The sequence below is a fragment of the Flavobacterium sp. W21_SRS_FM3 genome, from assembly GCF_052113625.1.
Lineage (GTDB): Bacteria > Bacteroidota > Bacteroidia > Flavobacteriales > Flavobacteriaceae > Flavobacterium.
In genome coordinates, this window is sequence record NZ_JBGQOD010000006.1 from 72,285 (window position 1) to 93,386 (window position 21,102).

The window sequence follows — 21,102 nt, forward strand, 5'->3', positions numbered from 1 at the left end:
TTTATTCCTTTAACTTAAGATCCTATTCCCTGATAAACAAACCCAATTGCTTTTAAGGCTTCCCCGTCTAACACATTCCTGCCATCAAAAACAAAGGCTGGTTTTTGCATTGAATTGTAAATTTTTTGCCAATCATAAGTAGTAAACTCATCCCATTCTGTTAAAACTGCAACAGCATGAGCATTTTCCATCGCTTTATAAGGCTCCTCAAATGTTAAAACACTTAAAGCGTTAATTTCTGGAGAACGGCTTTCTAAATAATCTAAATCAGCCAAGACCTTTTTTCGAGACACCTTAGGATCGTATACTGCAATTGTAGCATTTTCATTAATCAAATCATCAGCCACATAAATTGCGGCGGACTCTCTGGTATCATTAGTATCTTTCTTAAATGCCCACCCAAGAAAAGCTATTTTCTTATCAGAAACGGTATTGTAAAGTGTTTGTACAATATTATTTGAAAAACGCCTTTTTTGATGGTCATTCATTATAATAACTTGCTCCCAATAATCAGCTACTTCATTCAATCCATAAGATTTTGCAATATAAACTAGATTTAAAATATCTTTCTGAAAACAAGAACCACCAAAACCAACGGAAGCTTTTAAAAACTTAGGCCCGATACGGCTGTCCATTCCTATAGCTTTAGTCACTTCATTAATATCAGCACCGGTTTTTTCACAAAGCTCAGACATCGCATTTACAGACGATATTCTTTGTGCTAAAAAAGCATTGGCTGTTAACTTAGACAATTCTGACGACCAAACATTAGTTGTTAAAATTCTATCTCTTGAAACCCAGTTAGCATAAACAGTAACAAGTGCATCAATCGCCTTTTGTCCCTCAGCAGTTGTATCTCCACCTATAAGAATTCTATCTGGATTTAGTAAATCTTCTACAGCTGTTCCTTCGGCCAAAAATTCTGGGTTCGATAGTATTTGAAACTGTACGCCATTTCCTGTATTGTCCAAAATACTTTTAATTGCTTCGGCAGTTCGAACGGGTAAAGTCGATTTCTCAACAACAATTTTATTATCTTTTGAAACCCTTGCAATTTGTCTAGCACACAACTCAATGTACTTTAAATCAGCTGCCATCCCTTTTCCCTTACCGTAGGTTTTAGTTGGAGTATTAACGGATATAAATATAATTTGAGCTTCATCAATTGCTTTATCAACCTCTGTGGAGAAAAATAAATTTCTCCCCCTTGCCTCAGCAACTATTTTATCTAGACCTGGTTCGTATATAGGAATATTAGCAACATCCTCATCATTCCATGCCGCAATTCTTTCTTCATTCAAATCAACAACAGTTACTTGAATATGTGGGCATTTTTGTGCAATAACAGCCATCGTAGGTCCGCCTACGTATCCTGCTCCGATGCAACAAATTTTTGTAATCTCCATTTCTTAATTTTTATAAGCTAATTATCAACCAACTATCTTTTTATTTTAGATTTTCCCAGTACCAAGCCACTGCCTCTTTCAGACCTTGCTGTAGTGAATATTTAGGGTCATATCCTAACAATTCTTTTGCCTTATCAATACTAGCTAACGAATGTGGTATATCGCCCGCTCTGTTGGGTCCATAATCTATTGAAACGGCTGCGATTGCCGGATTGAATTGGGATAAATAATCTTTTAGGTATCCCATCAAGTCATTTAAAGTATTTCTATCTCCAAATGCGGTATTGTACACCGTATTCACCGCTGCACTATTTTTAGTTTCCATCGCTAGTTCATTCATCTGAATGACATTGTCGATGTAAGTGAAATCTCTAGAATAATTACCGTCCCCATTAATCTTTGGTGATTCTAGCTGCATTAATTGCATGACAAACTTAGGAATCACTGCTGCATACGCCCCTTTAGGATCTTGTTTTCTACCAAAAACATTAAAATAACGTAAGCCTATCGTTTCCATCCCGTATGTCTTGCTGAAAATTTCAGCATAGAGTTCATTCACGTACTTAGTTATTGCATAGGGAGATAACGGTTTACCAATCACCTCTTCTACTTTAGGCAAACCTTGAGAATCACCATAGGTTGAAGAACTAGCGGCATATATAAATCGCTTCACCTTAGCATCTCTAGCGGCAACCAACATATTTAAAAACCCAGAAACATTCACCTCATTTGTGGTTATTGGGTCATTTATTGAACGGGGAACAGAACCTAAAGCTGCTTGATGAAATACATAATCAATTCCTTCGACAGCTTTTTGACAATCCATAATATTACGTATGTCACCTTCTATTAAGCGAAAATTACTATTCTTTATACATTCAATTAAATTATGTTTATGACCAGTTGCAAAATTGTCCAAACAAACTACTTCATGTCCCTTGTTTAAAAAATATTCACAAAGATTAGAACCAATAAATCCCGCACCACCTGTTATCAATATTTTATGTTGGGCTTGTTCTTTCATTTTTATTATATAATAATAGTTAGCTATTTATCTTAAACATTTTTTTAATTTTCTCCCAATAACTTTTGGGTGTAACCGCTTCATCATGATACCCATTAGCATAAGGGCTATTGCTATAACTATAACCACCATCATAGCCATAGCCAGCACCATATTTAGCTTTGTTCTCGAAACCATTAAAGATAATACTAGTGTTATCTAGCTCTCCTCTGCGTATGCGATTATTCAATAAAGTAATCATCTCCTTTTTGGAGAAATTTTGCCTTACAATATATAAGGTTACGTCAGCGTATTGAGATAATTCTAAAGCGTCAGACACCAAACCAACAGGGGGAGTATCTAAAATAATGTAATCATATTTTGCTTTCAATTCTTCAATTAGTTCCTCCATTCCATCGCTCATAATCATCTCTGAAGGATTGGGAGGGATTGGCCCTGATAGAATAACATCCAAATATGGGATATGAGTATGGTTAACGATCTCCTCAACCGTTTTCTGTTTGATCAGATAATTCACCACCCCCACATCATTAGACAAATTAAATTCATCAAATAATTTTGGTTTTCTCAAATCCATTCCCACAATAACTGTCTTTTTTTCGCTCAATGCAAAAACAGTAGCTATATTTATTGAACAAAATGTTTTTCCCTCCCCACTTACAGAGGAAGTAATCATTAGCGTTTTTGCTCCATCAACATTTTGTTTTTTATATAAGAACTGTAGTGAAGAACGAATGGCTCTAAAGGATTCTGATATTGCGGATCTAGGCTTTTCATAAACCGCTAAATCCGTCATGTCTTTTACCAAGCCTACTACCCCTATCAAAGGTATTTTAGTAAGTTTATTTATATCATCTGTATTCTGAATTGCATTATTAATAAAGAAAATGATAAAGACAAAAACTAATGGAAAAAGTATCCCTAAAAAAAATGCTAAAACATAATTCACCGATGTTTTAGGCCCTATTAATCCTCCTCCAACATCTTTTGCAGGATCAATAAAATGAATATCTGATAAATTAGCCGCTTTAACAATATCAGCCTCACTTCGTTTCTGTAAAAAAGTGCTGTAAATATTATCACTTAAATCATACTTTCTCTTGATCTTGAGTAATTCTTGTTGGTCGTCTGGCAGTCGTTTTATAGTGCTCTCTGTCTGGTTAATTTTACTGTTCACCATTGCTAAATCGTATTGCAATGAAGATTTAGCAGATGCTATATTTTCTATAAGCACATTCTTAACAGCCATCATTTGATTATCAAAGTCCTTAAATATCTTCTCACTCTTTACAGCATAAGCCATTTCTGACCGTTGTGTAGAAAGGGCAATTAATTTAGAAACATTGGTCACAATATTAGGATCTTCAATTCCAGCTACTGAAGGTGCTGGAAGTTTAGAATAATCTACACTACTTTTTAAATACCCTTTTAAAGAATTGTAATAAGCTAGTTTGCGGGCTAATTCGTCTTTCTGCACATCAAATTCAAGGATTTTATCAGAAAATTTCTCTCCGCCTCCTTCTATATCATAGATATTTTTATCTTTTCTAAATGATTTTAATTTATTACCTGTTTCTTTCAATTGCGATTCCATTGCTACAAGAGTGCTATCAATAAAGGCTATGGTATTTGTTGCAAATTGATTTTTACTATCTAATTGCCTTTTAATTAACATGTTTACAGTAGCGTTTAAATACTCAACCATACGCGCCTTATTTGAACCTTGCATTCCTAGCGTAAGTATAGAGCCTCCTTTATCGTCCGATCTTACATTGATCCCTTTATAACGAGAAACCGTACCATCAAAATCATTAAAACGGACAAAATATTCATTGCCGGTGTACAATCCAGGGTTATCTTTTATTTGTAATTTCCAGTTTAAAAAAGGCAGAGAAACCTGTTCTCCAACCTTATATTTTTTGACAAAATCACCTACAACGACAGCTGTATTACTATATGTATTGTCAGTATAGTTAATTAACGAAACTGAATTACTTTCAAAAGGAATACTAATTTCATATTCTGTTGCATTTAAAAATTTAATTCGAATCAAATTTCCTGCAATTTGCGCTTTTGATTCATCAATAGCAACATAAAAAGGTACCGCTCCATAGGCATCTAAAAGATTGAATTTACCTTGAGCTAAATAGTCAATATAATATTGCAACTTATCCACAACCAATTCATTATGAGATCTTGACTGTAAAGTTGTAGATATAGTTTGAACTTGATCAGATGTTCCTCCCCAGTTAAAAACTAAACTGGTATTTGACGTGAACAAAGGATTACTCTCTTCTTTCACAGAAATGAGCGTCTCCATCCCATACACTTTTTCTTTTCGAATATTGACCTGATAAGCAATAGTAAAAGAGATTAGTAAACTCAAAACAAACCATTTCCAATAACCAGCAATTTTCATTAAAAACCCCTTGAAGTCAAAGCTTGCCTGGTTTTCGAAAATTGAAAAGTCCTTAATATCTAACATTATCTGAAATAGGTTTTAATTTTTTAATAGTAAAAAGGTAGTGGTCGCCAGTGATAACAAAGTAATAATAGTTCCTAAAGACTCTATTCCTGTTTTACCAGTTCCCCAAGTTTTTTGTTTGAGTGGCTTTACATAAATATAGTCATTCGGTTGTAAGTAGAAATAAGGTGAATTCATTACATTTCTATCCGTTAAATCAATATCATGCATTTGGCTTCCAGTAGGAGATTGTCTGATAATTGTGACTGCTTTTCTATTTCCAGTAATAGTTATATCACCTGAATTAGCAATAGCTTCCATAATATTGACATGATCTTGAAACAATATTTTAGTTCCTGTATTCCCAACTTCTCCATTGATCGTATATTTAAAACCTGCTAACTTAACCGTAACAAAAATATTAGCTTCTTTTTTAAAATATTCTGACAGTAATTGCTTTTCAATATTCACTCTTACTTCCTCTACAGTGTATCCTATTACATTGATATCCCCTAAAACTGGCATTCTAATATTTCCATGGTCATCAACTGTAAATCCGTCATAATACAATCCAGATTCAGATTTACCAGCGCCGGCATCCTGATTAGTGGTACTAAAAATCGCGACTAATTTTGGATCAATAGCTTTAATGGTAATACTTAGCACATCATTAGTTTGTAAACGATAGGGTTTAGCCACTACCGCTGAAATGGGAATCTGACTATCAGTACCATCTTTTTTTTGCAAATAAATTAAATCCTGAGTGGAGATACATGAAGTAACCAACATGCTCATAATTAAGAATAAAAAGAAAATACACTTCCTCATTTTTTTATTTTAGGTAACAAATATAGCTTTTCATTTACGATATTGAAAGCTAAGTATTCTATTAAACACATTAATTATTTTTAAAAGACTTTTCAAAGGGAACTCGCTGTAATATACTGCGTCCCAATGTCACTTCATCTGCATATTCTAGTTCATCACCTACAGCAATCCCCCTCGCTATCGTTGATATAACTAACTCCGTATCGGCAATTTGTTTGTAAATATAGAAATTAGTAGTATCCCCTTCCATCGTAGAGCTTAAAGCAAAAATGACTTCAGCAACGCTTCCTGATTTTATTTTCTCCACTAATGTTGCAATTTTTAACTGACTAGGACCTACGCCATCAATAGGGGAGATTTTACCACCCAAAACGTGATAAATTCCTTTAAATTGTCCAGTATTTTCTATTGCCATTACATCCCGAATATCTTCAACAACACAAACTAGCTGATGATTCCTGTTTTTATTGGCACAAATTTCACAAACAGCATTGTCAGAGATATTATGACAACTAGTACAGTACTTAATATTTTCCCTCATATTCACAAGTGCCTGAGATAAAAAACTGGTTTGCTCTTTAGGTTGTTTTAATAAATGAAGTACTAATCGCAAAGCCGATCGCTTCCCTATACCAGGTAATTGCGAAATTTCATTCACTGCTTTTTCTATTAATTTTGATGAAAATTCCATAAATGCAAATGTAACAAATTGTTTAATCTGATATTTATTTAATGCGGAGATTAATCACGCATTTACAAATAATTCATATCAAAAATATAGGGTAAGGCAAAAAATTGTATTTTGGCAACATTAAATCTACATAATGACGCCATTTAATATACTCTTCCTTATCATTGTTTATTTTGGAATTCTATTTGCTATATCGCACTTTACTTCAAAGAAAGACAGTGGAAACGAAGCTTTCTTTAAAGCCAACAAAAATTCAAAATGGTATTTGGTTGCTTTTGGAATGATTGGCACAGCATTATCGGGAGTGACATTTATTTCCGTTCCTGGAGAAGTTGGCGCCCCCTCAGGAGAACAATTTAAATATTTCCAGTTTGTACTAGGAAACGCAATAGGTTTTATCATTATAGCCAAAATCTTATTACCACTGTATTACCGCATGAATCTGACCTCTATCTACGGATATATTGAACGGAGAATGGGCTATTATTCATATAAAACTGCAGCCACAATTTTTTTAATAAGTAGAACTATAGGTTCCGCTTTTAGACTTTATCTTGTTATCATTGTCTTGCAACGATTTGTGTTTGATTTTTACGTCATTCCATTTGCAGTGACCGTTTTAATTTCGTTAGCTTTAATTTTTGCCTATACCTATCGCGGGGGCCTAAAAACTATTATCATAACTGATACCTTACAGACTTTTTTCTTGGTGACATCTGTATTTATGACCATTTATTTTATTTGCCAGAGCATGAATTTAAATATGTTTGAAGCATTTGAGGAAGTTAAAAACAGTAACTATTCGAAGATCTTTTTCTTTGATGATTTTCTATCAAGCAAATTTCACTTTGTCAAACAAATTTTAGGAGGAATTTTTGTCACGATTGCTATGGTGGGGCTCGATCAAGATTTAATGCAAAAAAACTTGAGTTGTGCAAACATTGGAGAAGCTCAAAAAAACATGTTCACATTCACCGGAATATTTGTTTTAATTAACATATTCTTTTTAAGTGTAGGAGCATTACTTTATATTTTTGCTGCTAAAAATGGAATTGAAGTGCCCAAAGATTTAATCACTGGTAAACCCAGAACAGATTTGCTTTTTCCAGAAATTGCTTTTCATCATTTAAGTATTATCCCTTCAGTGGTCTTTTTACTAGGATTAACTGCTGCCACTTTTGCTACTACAGACTCTGCTTTAACCGCACTGACAACTTCTTTTTGTGTTGATTTTTTAGGCATGGATAAAACTGAAAATCTAAACAAGCCTAACGTTGTACGTACTAGACATTTTGTACATGTTGCATTTTCATTATTAATGTTTTTTGTCATTATCCTTTTTAATGCAATAAATGACAGTTCAGTAGTAGGCATGATATTTACGGTCGCTTCTTATACTTATGGGCCTCTACTAGGGTTGTACAGTTTTGGACTATTTATGAAATCCAAAACTGTTAAAGATCAGTTTGTTCCTTTAGTGTGCTTATTATCACCTGCTCTAACTTTCCTTATCAGCGAAAATTCAAAAAGTCTCTTTTTTGGATATGTATTTGATAATGAATTAATCATCATTAATGGGCTGATTACCTTTGTAGGCTTACTATTCATAAGTAAACCCTCATTAGAAAAAAATATCGTTATAATTTTTTAGCCCTGATAGAAGTGAAAAATCCTTTCTCTTTTTTCTTTAAAAAGAGAAAGAGTTGCAACGGATAGCAGGAATAGCTCCTAACTTCTTAATACCTATTTGTTGCCAGCAACACTAAAGTACAAGCTACCTCTGTTTTAATATTGTTCAGTTCTAATAATTGTGCAAGTTCAGGATTTTCAGTTCCAGGATTAAAAATCACACGTTTAGGTTTTGCTTCTACGATATAATTGTAATAATCACGTTGACGCGCAGGGTTTAGATACAAACTAATCGTATCAATATTTGATAAAGGAACTGCCTTAGTTTTGATTTTTATTCCAGCTACTTCACCTGCATTTTGACCGATCGCAAGAACAGAATGCCCTTTCTCCGTTAGCATAGTAATTGCCTTAAATGCATATCGCTCTGGTTTTGTGGAAGCACCCAGAACTACAGTTTTTTTATTTTTCATCACTTTATTATTTTTTTTGTAAAAGTACTAAAATAGTGTAGTCCGTTTCAACTAAAATTAATATCTTTCTTTTTCTTATTTCACTTTTTGAAATCTGAATCTTTAAATTATAACTATTTCTTAATCTTTACCTGACCCTTATCCTGAGTCTTACTAACTAATTTCGCCAAAAAAACATGGAACTTTTTATTTATTTATTTGCAGCTTTATTCTCCGTTTTAAACCCGATAGGCACTGTTCCCATATTTGTAGGATTAACAATGGATGACAGTAAGAAAGAACGCTCAAGAATTTCGCTATGGACTGCAATAAATGTTTTTTTGATCCTTGTAATTTCCTTTTTCTTTGGTGAATATGTGTTGTCTTTTTTTGGCATTAGCATAGAAGCATTGCGTATCGCAGGAGGTATTATTATCGCAACCTCCGGATTTTCATTATTGACAGGAAATTTCAATAAAAAAAGGGGAGTGAATAAAAAGGTAGAAAATGATGCACAGAGACGTAATGATATCGCTTTGACACCACTAGCAATTCCTATGCTTGCTGGACCAGGATCTATTTCACTACTAATTGCATTTTATCACGAACACCATGCTTTAAGTGAAATAATTATTTCTCTTCTTGCAATACTAGCAGTGGCAATTGCTATTTTTATCACACTAAGAAGTGCTCATTATTTGGCCAAAATACTTGGAGCATCAGGAATTGTTGCCATATCAAGAATCGTAGGTTTTATCGTAATCGCAATTGGAGTTCAATACATTATCAGCTCTATTATTACTATTGTTCAAACAAATTTAATGTAGCGCAGTAAATAGATAAAAAAAAGACCTTCATTTCTGAAGATCTTTTTTTTTAAACTAATTTCTAGGTAAAAAAATCTCTGCCATCATGCAGCGAGCACTTCCACCACCACAAGCTTCAATAGTATCTAAACTTGAACTAAGAATAGTTGCGTGTTTTTCTAACTGCTCAATTTGTTTAGTAGTTAAACTTTTATGCGCTGAGGCACTCATTACTAGATAATTCTTATCCTCTACACCACGAACTTCTAACATGTTTCCTGCAAAATTATTTACTTGCGCTTCTGTAATTAGAATAATTTCTTTTCCATCATTTTTTAAATTATCCAGGACCATTTTTCTTTCCTTTTTATCATCTATACATTCAGCACAGATAACAGCAAAAGTCTCTCCAAGGCACATCATCACATTAGTATGATAAATTAGCTTGCGTTCTCCATCTACAGTTTGAAAAGCTTCAAAAACTACTGGTGCATAATCAAAATCTTCACAAAATTCAATGAACAATTCTTCATCTGCTCTTGGAGAAAGCGCGCAGTATGCTTTTTCATTTGCTCTATCGAGTAATAAACTTCCAGTACCTTCTAAGAAAAAACCATCCTCTTCTGCCGAAGTATAATCTACTATATTCTCTATTTTAAAACCATTCTCTTCTAATTGATCTAAAATTTCCTCTCGACGTTCGGCACGGCGATTCTCGGCAAACATAGGATATAAAGCTACATCTCCATTTTCATGGAAAGAGATCCAGTTATTTGGAAAAATGCTATCTGGCGTATCAGGGTTTAAAGTGTCTTCAACAACTGTTACATCAACACCCACAGCTCTTAATTTTTGCACGAAATCATCAAATTCTTGTTGCGCCTTTGCGTTTACAGTTGCTGGCAAAAGTCCGTCTATAACTTTTTGATAATAATTATTTACAGCAGTCTGTTCGTTCATACGAAAAGCCACTGGGCGAATCATTAAAATCGAATTAGTTGTTTGCTTCATTTTTATATATTTTTAAAAAGAGATCCTTCTGCAAGAATCTCTAAAGTAATTTATTCTCTAATTAATGGTAACGTAGAACAACGCAACAAACCTTCTTGTTTAGAAATTTCAGCATATGGAATTTCTTCTACAACAAATCCGTTATCTCTTAACCAATTATTTAACCTAGTAAAATTTTCCTCAGATACTACTACATTTGAATCAATTGAAAAAACATTCGAATTCATTGCATACATCTCCTCTCGAGTAATATGAAATAAATTTTCTTTCCCAAAAAGATCTACAAGAAAACTATAGTCTGACTCTTCTCTAAAACCACTTTTGTAAATAATTCCTTTATCTCTACCCACCGGCTGAAAACAACAATCTAAATGTAGTGCATTATCTCTAGCTTCCAACTTGGATTTTACCAAATCAAATTCTTTAACGATTTTATCTGGAAACAATTCTTTAATAAACTGTACTCCCTGCATATTGGTTCTAGCCGTTATATAATCAGCGTAGTCGCTACCTTTATATGTACCTATAAACACATAATCTCCCCATAACATTACATCACCACCTTCTATATGTACCTCCTCAGGAGGACGCACCACTTTTATGGGTTCGATTTGATCTAAAACATATTGAATAGCATCTAACTCCAACTCTCTTTCCGGCAAAATATTAGATTTAACAAACACATCTCCAATTACAAATCCAATATCTCTGGTAAATATTTGGTTGTAGTTTTCAATAGCATTTGGCTTAAAAACTTGCACACCATATTTTAATAGCATACTATTGAAAGCATCCATTTCTACAATCATGTCTTGCTCTAATGGATAAGTACCTGCAATAATATGTTCTAGTGACTTAGGATCATAAGCATCCTTAACTAAAGGTGTGGGACCATTACTAACTGCAGTTCCTAAGACTACGGCCCGTAATCTTGATGTTTCGTCATTTATTTTTAATTCTAACATGTCGTGTTTTTGGTTTAGGCAAAGATAAAAAAAGCCCCACTAGTTAGTGAGGCTTTTTAAAATGATTTTTTACTTCTCTGCTTTTTTAAAATCTCTTAAAGCAGCGCCTGTATAAATTTGTCTTGGCCTTCCAATAGGTTCCTTATTTTCACGCATTTCTTTCCACTGTGCGATCCAACCTGGTAGACGCCCTATAGCAAACATTACGGTGAACATATCAGTAGGAATTCCTAAAGCTCTGTAAATAATTCCAGAATAGAAATCAACATTAGGATATAAATTTCTTGATTTGAAGTACTCATCTTCTAAAGCAGCTGCTTCTAATTTCTTAGCAATAGCTAGAATTGGATCATCTACTCCTAAAGTTTCTAATACTTCATTAGCTGCTTTTTTGATAATTTGAGCTCTCGGATCAAAGCTTTTGTATACTCTATGACCAAATCCCATTAAACGGAATGAATCATTCTTATCTTTGGCTTTAGCCATATAAGCATCTGTATCTCCTCCATTTTTGTAAATTTCTTCTAACATCTCCAATACAGCTTGATTTGCCCCTCCATGAAGAGGACCCCAAAGTGCTGAAACACCTGCAGATATAGATGCGAACAATCCAGCATGAGAAGAACCTACCATTCTAACAGTTGAAGTAGAACAGTTTTGTTCGTGATCTGCATGAAGAATAAATAATTTATCTAAAGCATCAATTACAATTGGATTTGCTTTGTAGGGTTCAGTAGGCAATTCAAACATCAATCTCATGAAGTTCTCTACATATCCTTTAGTATTGTCATAATAATTTAAAGGATAACCCATACTTTTTCTGTAAGTCCATGTAGCAATTACTAAGAATTTACCCATTGTTTTACAAACGGCATGATACATCTCTTTCTCATTATCAACATTAACTGACTTTGGATTAAAAGCTGTCAATGCACTTGTTAATGCAGCTAAAACACCCATTGGATGAGCCGTTCTAGGAAAACCATCAATGATGTTTTTCATTTCCTCATTAACTAACGTATGTTTTCTAATGTCAATTTCAAACTGTTCTAATTGATCAGCAGTAGGAAGCTCGCCAAAAATCAAAAGGTAAGAAACTTCTAAAAAGTCTGCTTTCTCAGCTAAATCTTCAATCGAGTATCCTCTGTAACGTAAAATTCCAAGCTCACCATCTAAGAAGGTAATTTTACTTGTACATGAACCTGAATTTTTATAACCTGGGTCTAAAGTGATAACACCAGATAAATCTCTTAATTTGTTAATATCGATAGCTTCTTCATTCTCGCTTCCTACAACAATAGGAAACTCATATTTTTTACCATCAATTTCTAATATAGCTGTTTTTGACATAATATTTTGAAAATAAATCTTTATATTTAATAATTTACCAAATCTAAGGATAATAACATTAATTAAAAAGAGAAAAACACAATGATATTGTTAAATTTAATAAAAAAAGCCATTCGCGTTAAACGAATGGCCTTTTAAATCTATAAATCAGAAAATTACTTGATTTTAAAAGCTTTTTTCCCAGGGAAATAAGCCGTATTTCCTAGTTCCTCTTCAATTCTTAACAACTGATTGTATTTAGCCATACGATCAGAACGCGATGCAGATCCTGTCTTAATTTGCCCACAATTTAATGCAACTGCTAAATCTGCAATGGTATTATCTTCAGTTTCTCCAGAACGGTGTGACATTACCGAAGTATAACCAGCATTTTTGGCCATATTAACCGCAGCAATGGTTTCAGTCAAAGTTCCAATTTGGTTTACTTTGATAAGAATAGAATTAGCAATTCCTCTATCAATACCAGTAGATAAACGTTCTACATTCGTAACAAATAAATCATCACCTACTAATTGTACTTTATCACCGATTTTTTCAGTTAATAATTTCCAACCATCCCAGTCATTTTCATCCATTCCATCTTCAATAGAAATAATTGGGTATTTAGCCACTAACTCAGCCAAATAATTCACTTGCTCAGCTGATGATCTTACTTTTCCTGTTTCACCTTCAAATTTAGAGTAATCATATTTACCATTTACATAAAATTCTGCCGCAGCACAATCTAAAGCAATCATAATTTCATCTCCAAAAGTATATCCTGCATTCTCAACTGCTTTTTTAATAGTATCTAAAGCATCTTCAGTTCCTCCAGCTAAAGTTGGTGCAAATCCACCTTCATCACCTACTGCAGTACTCAAACCTCTGTCATGCAGTACTTTTTTAAGACTGTGAAAAATCTCAGTTCCCATTTGCATAGCATGACTAAAAGAAGTTGCTTTTACAGGGAATATCATAAATTCTTGAAACGCTATTGGCGCATCAGAATGTGAACCACCATTGATGATATTCATCATTGGAACTGGCAAAGTATTAGCAGAAACTCCACCTACATATCTGTATAATGGCAATCCTAATTCATTTGCAGCCGCTTTTGCAGCAGCAAGAGAAACACCTAAAATTGCATTCGCTCCTAATTTTGACTTGTTAGTTGTTCCATCTAATTCTATCATTGTTTGGTCAATCAAGTTTTGTTCAAAAACTGATGTACCTATAAGTTCGTCGGCAATAATGGTATTAACATTTTTCACTGCATTTAAAACTCCTTTTCCTAAAAAGGCTTTTCCACCATCACGTAGCTCTACTGCTTCATGTTCTCCAGTTGAAGCTCCAGATGGAACTGCGGCTCTACCTAAAACACCATTTTCAGTAATTACATCTACTTCTATTGTAGGATTTCCTCTTGAATCGAAAATTTGTCTTGCGTGAATTTTGATAATAATACTCATACTACTTTATTTTAAAATTTAAAATACAAATATATTCTATCTTTCGTAATGATTTGATGAAAATAATGAATGTTATTAACGAAAACGTTATAATTTTTTACAAAAAAGCACAATATCTTCGTTTCGAACAATTATTCCATTTATTTTCAAGCACATAATTAAAGATTCATAAATTAGAATCGAATTTTATATTGAATTCAACAAAAATAATATTTTATCTTTTTTATATCGAAAAAGGACATTTTTTATAGTAAATCGCTTTCCCCTAAAAATTTAATAAATAAAAAAAGGAGCCGATTTCAAAAAACGGCTCCTAAGTTATATACATATAAAATAGAATATGCTTACTTTAAACTATCTATAAACTGATCAAATAAATAAGAAGAATCATGAGGTCCTGGACTCGCTTCAGGATGGTATTGTACAGAAAAACAATTTTTATTCTTCATTCTCATACCTGCTACCGTTCCATCATTAAGATGAACGTGAGTTATTTCTAGATCAGCATTAGATTCTAACTCTTCTTTATTTATAGCAAAGCCATGATTTTGTGATGTGATTTCACCTTTACCAGAAAGTATGTTTTTCACAGGATGATTAATTCCTCTATGCCCATTGAACATTTTATAGGTCGACACGCCATTTGCTAAGCCAATTATTTGATGCCCTAAGCAAATACCAAATAAAGGTTTATCATTAGCTAATATATCTTTAGCTACCTTTATCGCTCCAGAAAGTGGCTCAGGATCACCAGGTCCATTCGAAAGAAAATAACCATTTGGGTTAAATGAAGCCATATCTTGATAAGTAGCATCAAAAGGATACACTTTTATATAACAATCTCTTTTAGCAAGATTACGAAGAATATTTGTTTTAATTCCCAAATCTAAAGCAGAGATTTTATAAGTTGCAGACTCATCTCCGTAAAAATAAGGCTCTTTAGTCGATACTTTAGAAGCCAACTCCAAACCTTTCATATCAGGAACAGCTGCTAGAGCTTTCTTTAATTCTTCTACTGAAGTTCCATCTGTACATATTACGGCATTCATCGCTCCGTTTTCACGAATATAGCTAACTAAAGCGCGAGTATCTACATCAGAGATGCAAATCAAATTTTGCTTTCTAAAGTATTCTTCTAAACTTTCAGAAGCATCAGGTCGGGAATAGTTAAAACTAAAGTTTTTACAAACCAAACCAGAAATTTTAACTCCTGCCGACTCTACTTCATTTTCATTTACTCCATAATTACCTATATGAGCATTCGTAGCTACCATAATCTGCCCGAAATAAGAAGGATCAGTAAAAATCTCCTGATAACCTGTCATCCCAGTATTAAAACAAACCTCTCCAAATGTTTGTCCGCTTATTCCAATCGATTTACCGTGAAAAATAGTACCGTCACTTAATAAAAGGATGGCGCTTTGTCGTGTTGTATATTTCATCTGTAGTTAAATATTATGCAAATTTAATATTTTTTAAAGGATTTAAAAAAGTTTTAATAAACTTCTAATAAAAACTAAAGTGATTCATAATAGCTAAAAATTTGCTTTATATCGTCAATTGAAGAGAATTTTAAATTATTATTTTTTACATATTCCTTTATAGCTTTTTCATTATCTCCCAAAGAATTCAAAACATCTTTCTTATTTAATTTTATTTTTTCATAATTTTCATTAATATAAAGGTAATAAGAATCGATTTTAACGTACCTATCTTTTGAGTTTTGTGAAGGCATGATCGGATTGTAAGAGCCAGGCTGTACCACAAGACCTACTTCATTAAACAACTTAAGCTTTTTGCCATTATAAATCTCTAATAATAGTCCGGAGATAATATCTGAATTTACAACTTTATACCTTTTACCACCACAAATTAAATAATCAAATTGTTTTAAATCATATTGATAGATAGAATCTGTAGATACAAATGACTCTATTTTTTTTGTTAATATATTATAGTTTAAATTAGACAACTGATATACCTCTCCTTTGGACATATGGACTATAAATTTATCAGTCCAACTTGGAAACAAATATTTAGATCCCTGTATCTGATCGGAGTTCGTTTTACCAGCAATAAGCACTTTAACATCTATAGTTGTAGACTCTAATGAAAAGATATTTAAGACAGCATCATTAACTTGACAAAAAGCAGATACTGAAAAGAATAGACTTAATAAAATTAATTTCTTCATAATTGTAGTTTTTAAATAATTTCAAAATTAGTATAAAAAAAAGGATAAACTACTAATAGTTTATCCTTTAATATTATTGAATGATTATCTTCATAACTATTCAGCAGCGTCTGTAGAAGTTTCAGTTTCAGCAGCTGGAGCTTCAGTAGCATCATCTGCTTTTTTAGCTTTTCCACCACGACGACTTTTAGCTTTTTTAACTTCTTTTTTACCTCCGTTGTAAAGTTCATTGAAATCTACAAGTTCGATCATTGCCATATCAGCATTATCTCCCAAACGATTTCCAACTTTAATGATACGAGTGTATCCACCTGGACGGTCTCCTACTTTAGCAGCTACGTCTCTGAACAAGTCAGTTACCGCATATTTGCTACGTAAATAAGCAAAAACGATACGACGATTGTGAGTCGTATCAGATTTTGATTTTGTTATTAAAGGCTCAACAAATTGTTTAAGCGCTTTTGCTTTAGCAACAGTTGTGTTAATACGTTTGTGCTCGATAAGAGAACAAGCCATATTAGCTAACATAGATTTTCTATGCGCAGTCTGTCTGCTTAAGTGATTGAATTTTTTTCCGTGTCTCATGACGTGTATTTTTATACTTTCATCTTGATACTATCCGCTTTGGAGATCAAAATATGAAGTAATTTATTCTTTATCTAGTTTGTATTTTGCTAAATCCATACCGAAGTTCAAATTCTTAACAGCTACAAGTTCATCAAGTTCTGTTAAAGATTTTTTACCGAAATTACGGAATTTCATTAGGTCATTTTTATTGAACGATACTAAATCACCAAGTGTATCAACTTCAGCCGCTTTCAAACAATTTAATGCTCTTACAGACAGATCCATATCAACAAGCTTAGTTTTAAGCAATTGTCTCATATGTAATGATTCCTCATCATAAGATTCTGTTTGTGCGATCTCATCAGCCTCGAGTGTAATTCTTTCGTCAGAGAATAACATGAAATGGTGAATTAAAACTTTAGCCGCTTCAGTAAGTGCATCTTTTGGATTTATTGAACCATCAGTTTTAATTTCGAAAACTAATTTTTCATAATCTGTTTTTTGCTCAACACGGAAGTTTTCAATTGCATATTTTACATTTTTTACCGGAGTAAAAATTGAATCTGTAAATATAGTTCCAATTGCAGCATTCTGTTTTTTGTTCTCCTCAGCAGGAACATATCCTCTACCTTTTTCGATTGTTAAATCAAAATTCAGTTTGATTTTGCTATCAAGATTACAGATAACAAGTTCTGGATTCAAAACTTGGAAACCTGAAATAAATTTTTGAAAATCACCAGCTGTTAGTTGATCTTTACCTGAAACAGAAATAGTAACTGATTCATTATCTATATCTTCAATTTGACGTTTGAAACGTACTTGTTTAAGATTAAGAATAATTTCGGTAACGTCTTCAACAACTCCTGAAATAGTAGAAAACTCATGATCTACACCTTCAATGCGAACAGATGTAATTGCATATCCTTCTAATGCTGAAAGCAAAACTCTTCTAAGTGCATTACCAATGGTCAATCCGTATCCTGGTTCTAAAGGTCTGAATTCAAACTTTCCTTCAAAATCGGTTGAATCGATCATGATAACTTTATCGGGCTTTTGAAAATTAAATATTGCCATAAATTTCGACTAAGTCAATTATTATTTGTTGTACAACTCTACGATTAATTGTTCTTTAATGTTTTCTGGAATTTGAAGTCTAGCTGGTACAGAAACAAAAGTACCTTCTTTAACGTCATTGTTCCAAGTAATCCATTCATAAACATGACTTGAATTAGATAAAGAACGTTCGATAGCTTCTAATGATTTAGACTTTTCACGAACAGCAACTTTATCACCTGGCTTAAGGTGGTAAGAAGCGATATTTACAACATCACCGTTAACAGTGATATGTCTGTGAGAAACTAATTGTCTAGCGCCTCTTCTAGAAGGAGCAATACCCATTCTAAATACTACGTTATCTAATCTTGCTTCACATAATTGTAAAAGAACTTCACCAGTAACACCTTTAGTAGCTGATGCTTTTTTAAATAAACCTCTGAATTGTTTTTCTAAAATTCCGTAAGAATATTTAGCTTTTTGTTTCTCCATTAACTGGATAGCATATTCAGATTTTTTACCTCTTTTTTTAGCCATCCCGTGTTGTCCAGGTGGGTAATTTCTTTTTTCGAAAGATTTATCATCTCCGAAGATTGCTTCGCCAAATTTACGAGCAATTCTAGTTTTTGGACCAGTATATCTTGCCATTTCTAAAAATTAAATTAAGATAGAGATTATGAATTCAGGTCATATCCTTCGATAATCGTTTATTCTACCTAGTTATACTTAAATATATTATTAAACTCTACGTCTTTTTGGAGGACGACATCCATTGTGAGGCATTGGAGTAACATCGATAATCTCTGTAACTTCAATTCCACCGTTGTGTAAAGAACGAATAGCAGACTCACGTCCGTTTCCTGGTCCTTTTACATAAACTTTCACTTTTTTAAGTCCTGCTTCAAGAGCTACTTTACTACAATCTTCTGCTGCCATTTGAGCCGCGTATGGAGTATTCTTTTTAGAACCTCTAAAACCCATTTTACCAGCTGAAGACCAAGAAATAACTTCACCTTTTTTGTTTGTCAAAGAAATGATGATGTTATTGAAGGTAGCAGAAATATGAGCTTCTCCCGTTGATTCAACGATAACTTTACGTTTTTTTGCAGTTGCTTTAGCCATATTACTTATTATTTAGTTGCTTTTTTCTTGTTCGCAACAGTTTTTCTTTTACCTTTTCTAGTTCTAGAGTTATTCTTAGTTCTTTGTCCTCTTAACGGAAGACCAGTTCTATGACGAATACCTCTATAACAACCAATATCCATTAAACGTTTGATGTTTAAAGAAACTTCAGAACGTAATTCTCCTTCAATTTTGAATTCAGATACTACTTCACGAATTGCTCCGATCTCATCATCATTCCAGTCTTGAACTTTTTTATCTTGGCTTACTTGAGCTTTTTCTAAAATCTCAATAGCTCTACTTTTTCCTAATCCGAAGATGTAGGTAAGTGCTATAACACCTCTCTTGTTTTTTGGGATATCTACCCCTGCTATTCTTGCCATAACTATCCTTGTCTTTGTTTAAATCTAGGATTCTTTTTGTTTATAACGTACAATCTCCCTTTTCTACGCACAATTTTGCACTCGGGACTTCTCTTTTTTACTGATGCTCTAACTTTCATAGTGAATATCCTTTAATATCTATAAGTAATTCTTGCTTTTGACAAATCATAAGGACTCATTTCTAGTTTCACTTTATCACCAGGTAATAATTTGATATAATGCATACGCATTTTTCCAGAAATATGAGCGATTACGATATGTCCGTTCTCTAATTCTACACGGAACATCGCATTAGATAATGCTTCGATGATGCTTCCGTCTTGTTCTATTGCTGATTGTTTTGCCATAAAATTAAGCTACTGCCTTTCTATTTTTTCCACTTTTCATTAAACCGTCATAATGTTTGTTTAACAAGTATGAATTGATTTGTTGAATTGTATCTATTGCGACACCAACCATAATTATTAATGAGGTACCCCCAAAAAACATTGCCCAAGATTGTTGAACATCCATAACACTTACAACAATTGCTGGGAACACAGCTATTAGAGCAAGAAATAAAGATCCTGGGAAAGTTATCAATGACATCACTTTATCAAGAAATTCAGAAGTTTCAACACCGGGTCTTACACCTGGTATAAACCCTCCACTTCTTTTTAGATCATCAGACATCTTATTAGTAGGAACTGTAATTGCAGTATAAAAGAATGTAAACACAACGATTAACGTTGCAAACAAAAGGTTATACCATAGACCGAACATATTACTAAAAGCGCCAACAATTGATTGTGATGCATCTGATTTTGACAACCCAGCAACAGCAGCAGGGATGAACATAATTGCCTGAGCAAAGATAATAGGCATAACTCCAGAAGCATTAAGCTTCAAAGGAATCCATTGTCTATTACCACCCATCATATCTTGTTCAAAATCTCCTGATGTAGTACGACGTGCGTACTGAACTGGTATTTTTCTAATTGCCATAGTTAATAAAACACAGGCAACAATAACCAATAGCCAAATAATAATTTCGATAACCAATAACATTGGTCCACCGTTGTTATTTGTAACTCTGGTTGTAAATTCTTGTATAAATGCTTGAGGAAATCTTGCAAGTATACCAACCATAATTAAAAGCGATATACCATTTCCAATTCCTTTGTCAGTTATTTTTTCTCCTAACCACATGGCAAAAATTGTACCAGTAACTAAGATAACTACTGAAGAAAATAAGAATTCAAAAGAATTAAACCCTAATAAAAATGCACTACTAGGTAAAGTTCTATATAGATTATAGATATACGTAGGACCTTGTAGTAATGTAATACCAATAGTCAACCAACGTGTAATCTGATTAATCTTTTTTCTACCACTCTCACCGTCGCTTTGTAGTTTTTGCAAATAAGGAATAGCAATTCCCATTAACTGAACTACAATCGAAGCCGAGATGTAAGGCATAATTCCTAAAGCAAAAACAGACGCTTTAGAGAATGCTCCACCTGTAAACATGTCTAGAATAGATCCAATACCATTTTTGGTTTGACCAGCTAAACTAGTTAATTGTGTTGCATCGATCCCTGGAAGCGTAACATGTGCTCCAAAACGATAAACTAAAAGCAGACCCAATGTGATTAGGATTCTGTTTTTTAGTTCTTCGATTTTCCAAACATTACTTATTGATTCAATAAATTTCTTCATAAATTGAAAAA

At 33.2% G+C, this 21,102-nt stretch carries 22 protein-coding genes; 2 read left to right on the forward strand and 20 right to left on the reverse strand.

All coding sequences use genetic code 11. The annotated features are described in order from the left end of the window. Positions 1-14: 14 nt before the first annotated feature. The 5 genes from ACEN2K_RS10540 to recR all read right to left on the reverse strand — a co-directional run bounded on the left by ACEN2K_RS10540 (position 15) and on the right by recR (position 6,413). Entirely contained in the window at positions 15-1,406 is a 1,392-nt protein-coding gene (locus ACEN2K_RS10540; RefSeq protein WP_441759300.1) for a UDP-glucose 6-dehydrogenase, read from the reverse strand. 40 nt (positions 1,407-1,446) lie between these two features. Beyond that, positions 1,447-2,430, reverse strand: coding sequence for an SDR family oxidoreductase (locus tag ACEN2K_RS10545; RefSeq protein WP_441759301.1), 984 nt, complete (start codon positions 2,428-2,430; stop codon positions 1,447-1,449). A 19-nt stretch (positions 2,431-2,449) separates the two neighbouring features. Next, positions 2,450-4,915, reverse strand: coding sequence for a polysaccharide biosynthesis tyrosine autokinase (locus tag ACEN2K_RS10550; RefSeq protein WP_441759302.1), 2,466 nt, complete (start codon positions 4,913-4,915; stop codon positions 2,450-2,452). A gap of 15 nt (positions 4,916-4,930) precedes the next feature. Beyond that, the gene (locus tag ACEN2K_RS10555) at positions 4,931-5,722 is read right to left on the reverse strand and encodes a polysaccharide biosynthesis/export family protein (RefSeq protein WP_441759303.1); all 792 of its coding nucleotides are present in this window, start codon (positions 5,720-5,722) and stop codon (positions 4,931-4,933) included. 70 nt (positions 5,723-5,792) lie between these two features. Then, positions 5,793-6,413: a recombination mediator RecR gene (gene recR / locus ACEN2K_RS10560; protein ID WP_441759304.1), complete on the reverse strand. Its 621-nt coding sequence runs from the start codon at positions 6,411-6,413 to the stop codon at positions 5,793-5,795. Positions 6,414-6,546: 133 nt separating this feature from the next. On the opposite strand from recR, the gene ACEN2K_RS10565 reads away from it, so the two are divergent. After that, on the forward strand, positions 6,547-8,064 hold the full coding sequence (locus ACEN2K_RS10565; RefSeq protein WP_441759305.1) for a sodium:solute symporter: 1,518 nt from the start codon (positions 6,547-6,549) through the stop codon (positions 8,062-8,064). 85 nt (positions 8,065-8,149) lie between these two features. On the opposite strand, the gene ACEN2K_RS10570 is transcribed toward ACEN2K_RS10565, so the two are convergent. After that, positions 8,150-8,515 carry a CoA-binding protein gene (locus ACEN2K_RS10570; protein WP_441759306.1) on the reverse strand — a complete coding sequence of 122 codons (366 nt, stop codon included), beginning with the start codon at positions 8,513-8,515 and terminating at the stop codon, positions 8,150-8,152. 176 nt (positions 8,516-8,691) lie between these two features. Here ACEN2K_RS10570 and ACEN2K_RS10575 point away from each other — a divergent pair, with 176 nt between their 5' ends. Next, entirely contained in the window at positions 8,692-9,321 is a 630-nt protein-coding gene (locus tag ACEN2K_RS10575; RefSeq protein ID WP_441759307.1) for a MarC family NAAT transporter, read from the forward strand. A 54-nt stretch (positions 9,322-9,375) separates the two neighbouring features. On the opposite strand, the gene ctlX is transcribed toward ACEN2K_RS10575, so the two are convergent. From ctlX to secY, 14 genes are all read right to left on the reverse strand, one after another. Next, positions 9,376-10,311 (reverse strand): citrulline utilization hydrolase CtlX, encoded by a 936-nt coding sequence (gene ctlX / locus ACEN2K_RS10580; RefSeq protein ID WP_441759308.1) that lies wholly within the window; start codon positions 10,309-10,311, stop codon positions 9,376-9,378. A 50-nt stretch (positions 10,312-10,361) separates the two neighbouring features. Further along, on the reverse strand, positions 10,362-11,276 hold the full coding sequence (locus tag ACEN2K_RS10585; protein ID WP_441759309.1) for a dimethylarginine dimethylaminohydrolase family protein: 915 nt from the start codon (positions 11,274-11,276) through the stop codon (positions 10,362-10,364). A gap of 69 nt (positions 11,277-11,345) precedes the next feature. Beyond that, the gene (locus tag ACEN2K_RS10590; RefSeq protein ID WP_441759310.1) at positions 11,346-12,626 is read right to left on the reverse strand and encodes a citrate synthase; all 1,281 of its coding nucleotides are present in this window, start codon (positions 12,624-12,626) and stop codon (positions 11,346-11,348) included. 155 nt (positions 12,627-12,781) lie between these two features. Continuing rightward, positions 12,782-14,074 carry a phosphopyruvate hydratase gene (gene eno, locus ACEN2K_RS10595; protein ID WP_441759311.1) on the reverse strand — a complete coding sequence of 431 codons (1,293 nt, stop codon included), beginning with the start codon at positions 14,072-14,074 and terminating at the stop codon, positions 12,782-12,784. Between the two features lie 344 nt (positions 14,075-14,418). Then, positions 14,419-15,516 (reverse strand): glutamine-hydrolyzing carbamoyl-phosphate synthase small subunit, encoded by a 1,098-nt coding sequence (carA, locus tag ACEN2K_RS10600; RefSeq protein WP_441759312.1) that lies wholly within the window; start codon positions 15,514-15,516, stop codon positions 14,419-14,421. 74 nt (positions 15,517-15,590) lie between these two features. Beyond that, a complete protein-coding gene (locus tag ACEN2K_RS10605; RefSeq protein ID WP_441759313.1) occupies positions 15,591-16,268 on the reverse strand; it encodes a hypothetical protein in 678 nt (225 codons plus the stop codon). Between the two features lie 96 nt (positions 16,269-16,364). After that, the gene (gene rplQ, locus ACEN2K_RS10610; protein WP_441759314.1) at positions 16,365-16,853 is read right to left on the reverse strand and encodes a 50S ribosomal protein L17; all 489 of its coding nucleotides are present in this window, start codon (positions 16,851-16,853) and stop codon (positions 16,365-16,367) included. Between the two features lie 63 nt (positions 16,854-16,916). Continuing rightward, positions 16,917-17,909 carry a DNA-directed RNA polymerase subunit alpha gene (locus tag ACEN2K_RS10615; RefSeq protein ID WP_441759315.1) on the reverse strand — a complete coding sequence of 331 codons (993 nt, stop codon included), beginning with the start codon at positions 17,907-17,909 and terminating at the stop codon, positions 16,917-16,919. A gap of 21 nt (positions 17,910-17,930) precedes the next feature. After that, a complete protein-coding gene (gene rpsD / locus ACEN2K_RS10620) occupies positions 17,931-18,536 on the reverse strand; it encodes a 30S ribosomal protein S4 (RefSeq protein WP_188049965.1) in 606 nt (201 codons plus the stop codon). A 90-nt stretch (positions 18,537-18,626) separates the two neighbouring features. Continuing rightward, complete coding sequence (gene rpsK / locus ACEN2K_RS10625; protein WP_024981527.1) at positions 18,627-19,010, reverse strand: 30S ribosomal protein S11; 384 nt, start codon at positions 19,008-19,010, stop codon at positions 18,627-18,629. 8 nt (positions 19,011-19,018) lie between these two features. Then, positions 19,019-19,393 carry a 30S ribosomal protein S13 gene (rpsM, locus tag ACEN2K_RS10630; RefSeq protein WP_441759316.1) on the reverse strand — a complete coding sequence of 125 codons (375 nt, stop codon included), beginning with the start codon at positions 19,391-19,393 and terminating at the stop codon, positions 19,019-19,021. A gap of 2 nt (positions 19,394-19,395) precedes the next feature. Beyond that, positions 19,396-19,512 (reverse strand): type B 50S ribosomal protein L36, encoded by a 117-nt coding sequence (ykgO, locus tag ACEN2K_RS10635; protein ID WP_008992256.1) that lies wholly within the window; start codon positions 19,510-19,512, stop codon positions 19,396-19,398. Between the two features lie 12 nt (positions 19,513-19,524). Next, positions 19,525-19,740: a translation initiation factor IF-1 gene (infA, locus tag ACEN2K_RS10640; protein WP_007136545.1), complete on the reverse strand. Its 216-nt coding sequence runs from the start codon at positions 19,738-19,740 to the stop codon at positions 19,525-19,527. A 4-nt stretch (positions 19,741-19,744) separates the two neighbouring features. Further along, the gene (secY, locus tag ACEN2K_RS10645; RefSeq protein WP_441759317.1) at positions 19,745-21,091 is read right to left on the reverse strand and encodes a preprotein translocase subunit SecY; all 1,347 of its coding nucleotides are present in this window, start codon (positions 21,089-21,091) and stop codon (positions 19,745-19,747) included. Between the last annotated feature and the right edge of the window lie 11 nt (positions 21,092-21,102).

Coding starts and splice junctions, on each gene's coding strand:
- ACEN2K_RS10545 (WP_441759301.1), bottom strand. CDS start 2,430: ATGAAAGAACAAGCCCAACATAAAATATTGATAACAGGTGGTGCGGGA.
- ACEN2K_RS10555 (WP_441759303.1), bottom strand. CDS start 5,722: ATGAGGAAGTGTATTTTCTTTTTATTCTTAATTATGAGCATGTTGGTT.
- ACEN2K_RS10540 (WP_441759300.1), bottom strand. CDS start 1,406: ATGGAGATTACAAAAATTTGTTGCATCGGAGCAGGATACGTAGGCGGA.
- ykgO (WP_008992256.1), bottom strand. CDS start 19,512: ATGAAAGTTAGAGCATCAGTAAAAAAGAGAAGTCCCGAGTGCAAAATT.
- ACEN2K_RS10575 (WP_441759307.1), top strand. CDS start 8,692: ATGGAACTTTTTATTTATTTATTTGCAGCTTTATTCTCCGTTTTAAAC.
- secY (WP_441759317.1), bottom strand. CDS start 21,091: ATGAAGAAATTTATTGAATCAATAAGTAATGTTTGGAAAATCGAAGAA.
- eno (WP_441759311.1), bottom strand. CDS start 14,074: ATGAGTATTATTATCAAAATTCACGCAAGACAAATTTTCGATTCAAGA.
- ACEN2K_RS10565 (WP_441759305.1), top strand. CDS start 6,547: ATGACGCCATTTAATATACTCTTCCTTATCATTGTTTATTTTGGAATT.
- ACEN2K_RS10605 (WP_441759313.1), bottom strand. CDS start 16,268: ATGAAGAAATTAATTTTATTAAGTCTATTCTTTTCAGTATCTGCTTTT.
- rplQ (WP_441759314.1), bottom strand. CDS start 16,853: ATGAGACACGGAAAAAAATTCAATCACTTAAGCAGACAGACTGCGCAT.
- recR (WP_441759304.1), bottom strand. CDS start 6,413: ATGGAATTTTCATCAAAATTAATAGAAAAAGCAGTGAATGAAATTTCG.
- infA (WP_007136545.1), bottom strand. CDS start 19,740: ATGGCAAAACAATCAGCAATAGAACAAGACGGAAGCATCATCGAAGCA.
- rpsM (WP_441759316.1), bottom strand. CDS start 19,393: ATGGCAAGAATAGCAGGGGTAGATATCCCAAAAAACAAGAGAGGTGTT.
- ACEN2K_RS10615 (WP_441759315.1), bottom strand. CDS start 17,909: ATGGCAATATTTAATTTTCAAAAGCCCGATAAAGTTATCATGATCGAT.
- carA (WP_441759312.1), bottom strand. CDS start 15,516: ATGAAATATACAACACGACAAAGCGCCATCCTTTTATTAAGTGACGGT.
- rpsK (WP_024981527.1), bottom strand. CDS start 19,010: ATGGCTAAAGCAACTGCAAAAAAACGTAAAGTTATCGTTGAATCAACG.
- ctlX (WP_441759308.1), bottom strand. CDS start 10,311: ATGAAGCAAACAACTAATTCGATTTTAATGATTCGCCCAGTGGCTTTT.
- ACEN2K_RS10570 (WP_441759306.1), bottom strand. CDS start 8,515: ATGAAAAATAAAAAAACTGTAGTTCTGGGTGCTTCCACAAAACCAGAG.
- ACEN2K_RS10590 (WP_441759310.1), bottom strand. CDS start 12,626: ATGTCAAAAACAGCTATATTAGAAATTGATGGTAAAAAATATGAGTTT.
- ACEN2K_RS10585 (WP_441759309.1), bottom strand. CDS start 11,276: ATGTTAGAATTAAAAATAAATGACGAAACATCAAGATTACGGGCCGTA.
- rpsD (WP_188049965.1), bottom strand. CDS start 18,536: ATGGCAAGATATACTGGTCCAAAAACTAGAATTGCTCGTAAATTTGGC.
- ACEN2K_RS10550 (WP_441759302.1), bottom strand. CDS start 4,915: ATGTTAGATATTAAGGACTTTTCAATTTTCGAAAACCAGGCAAGCTTT.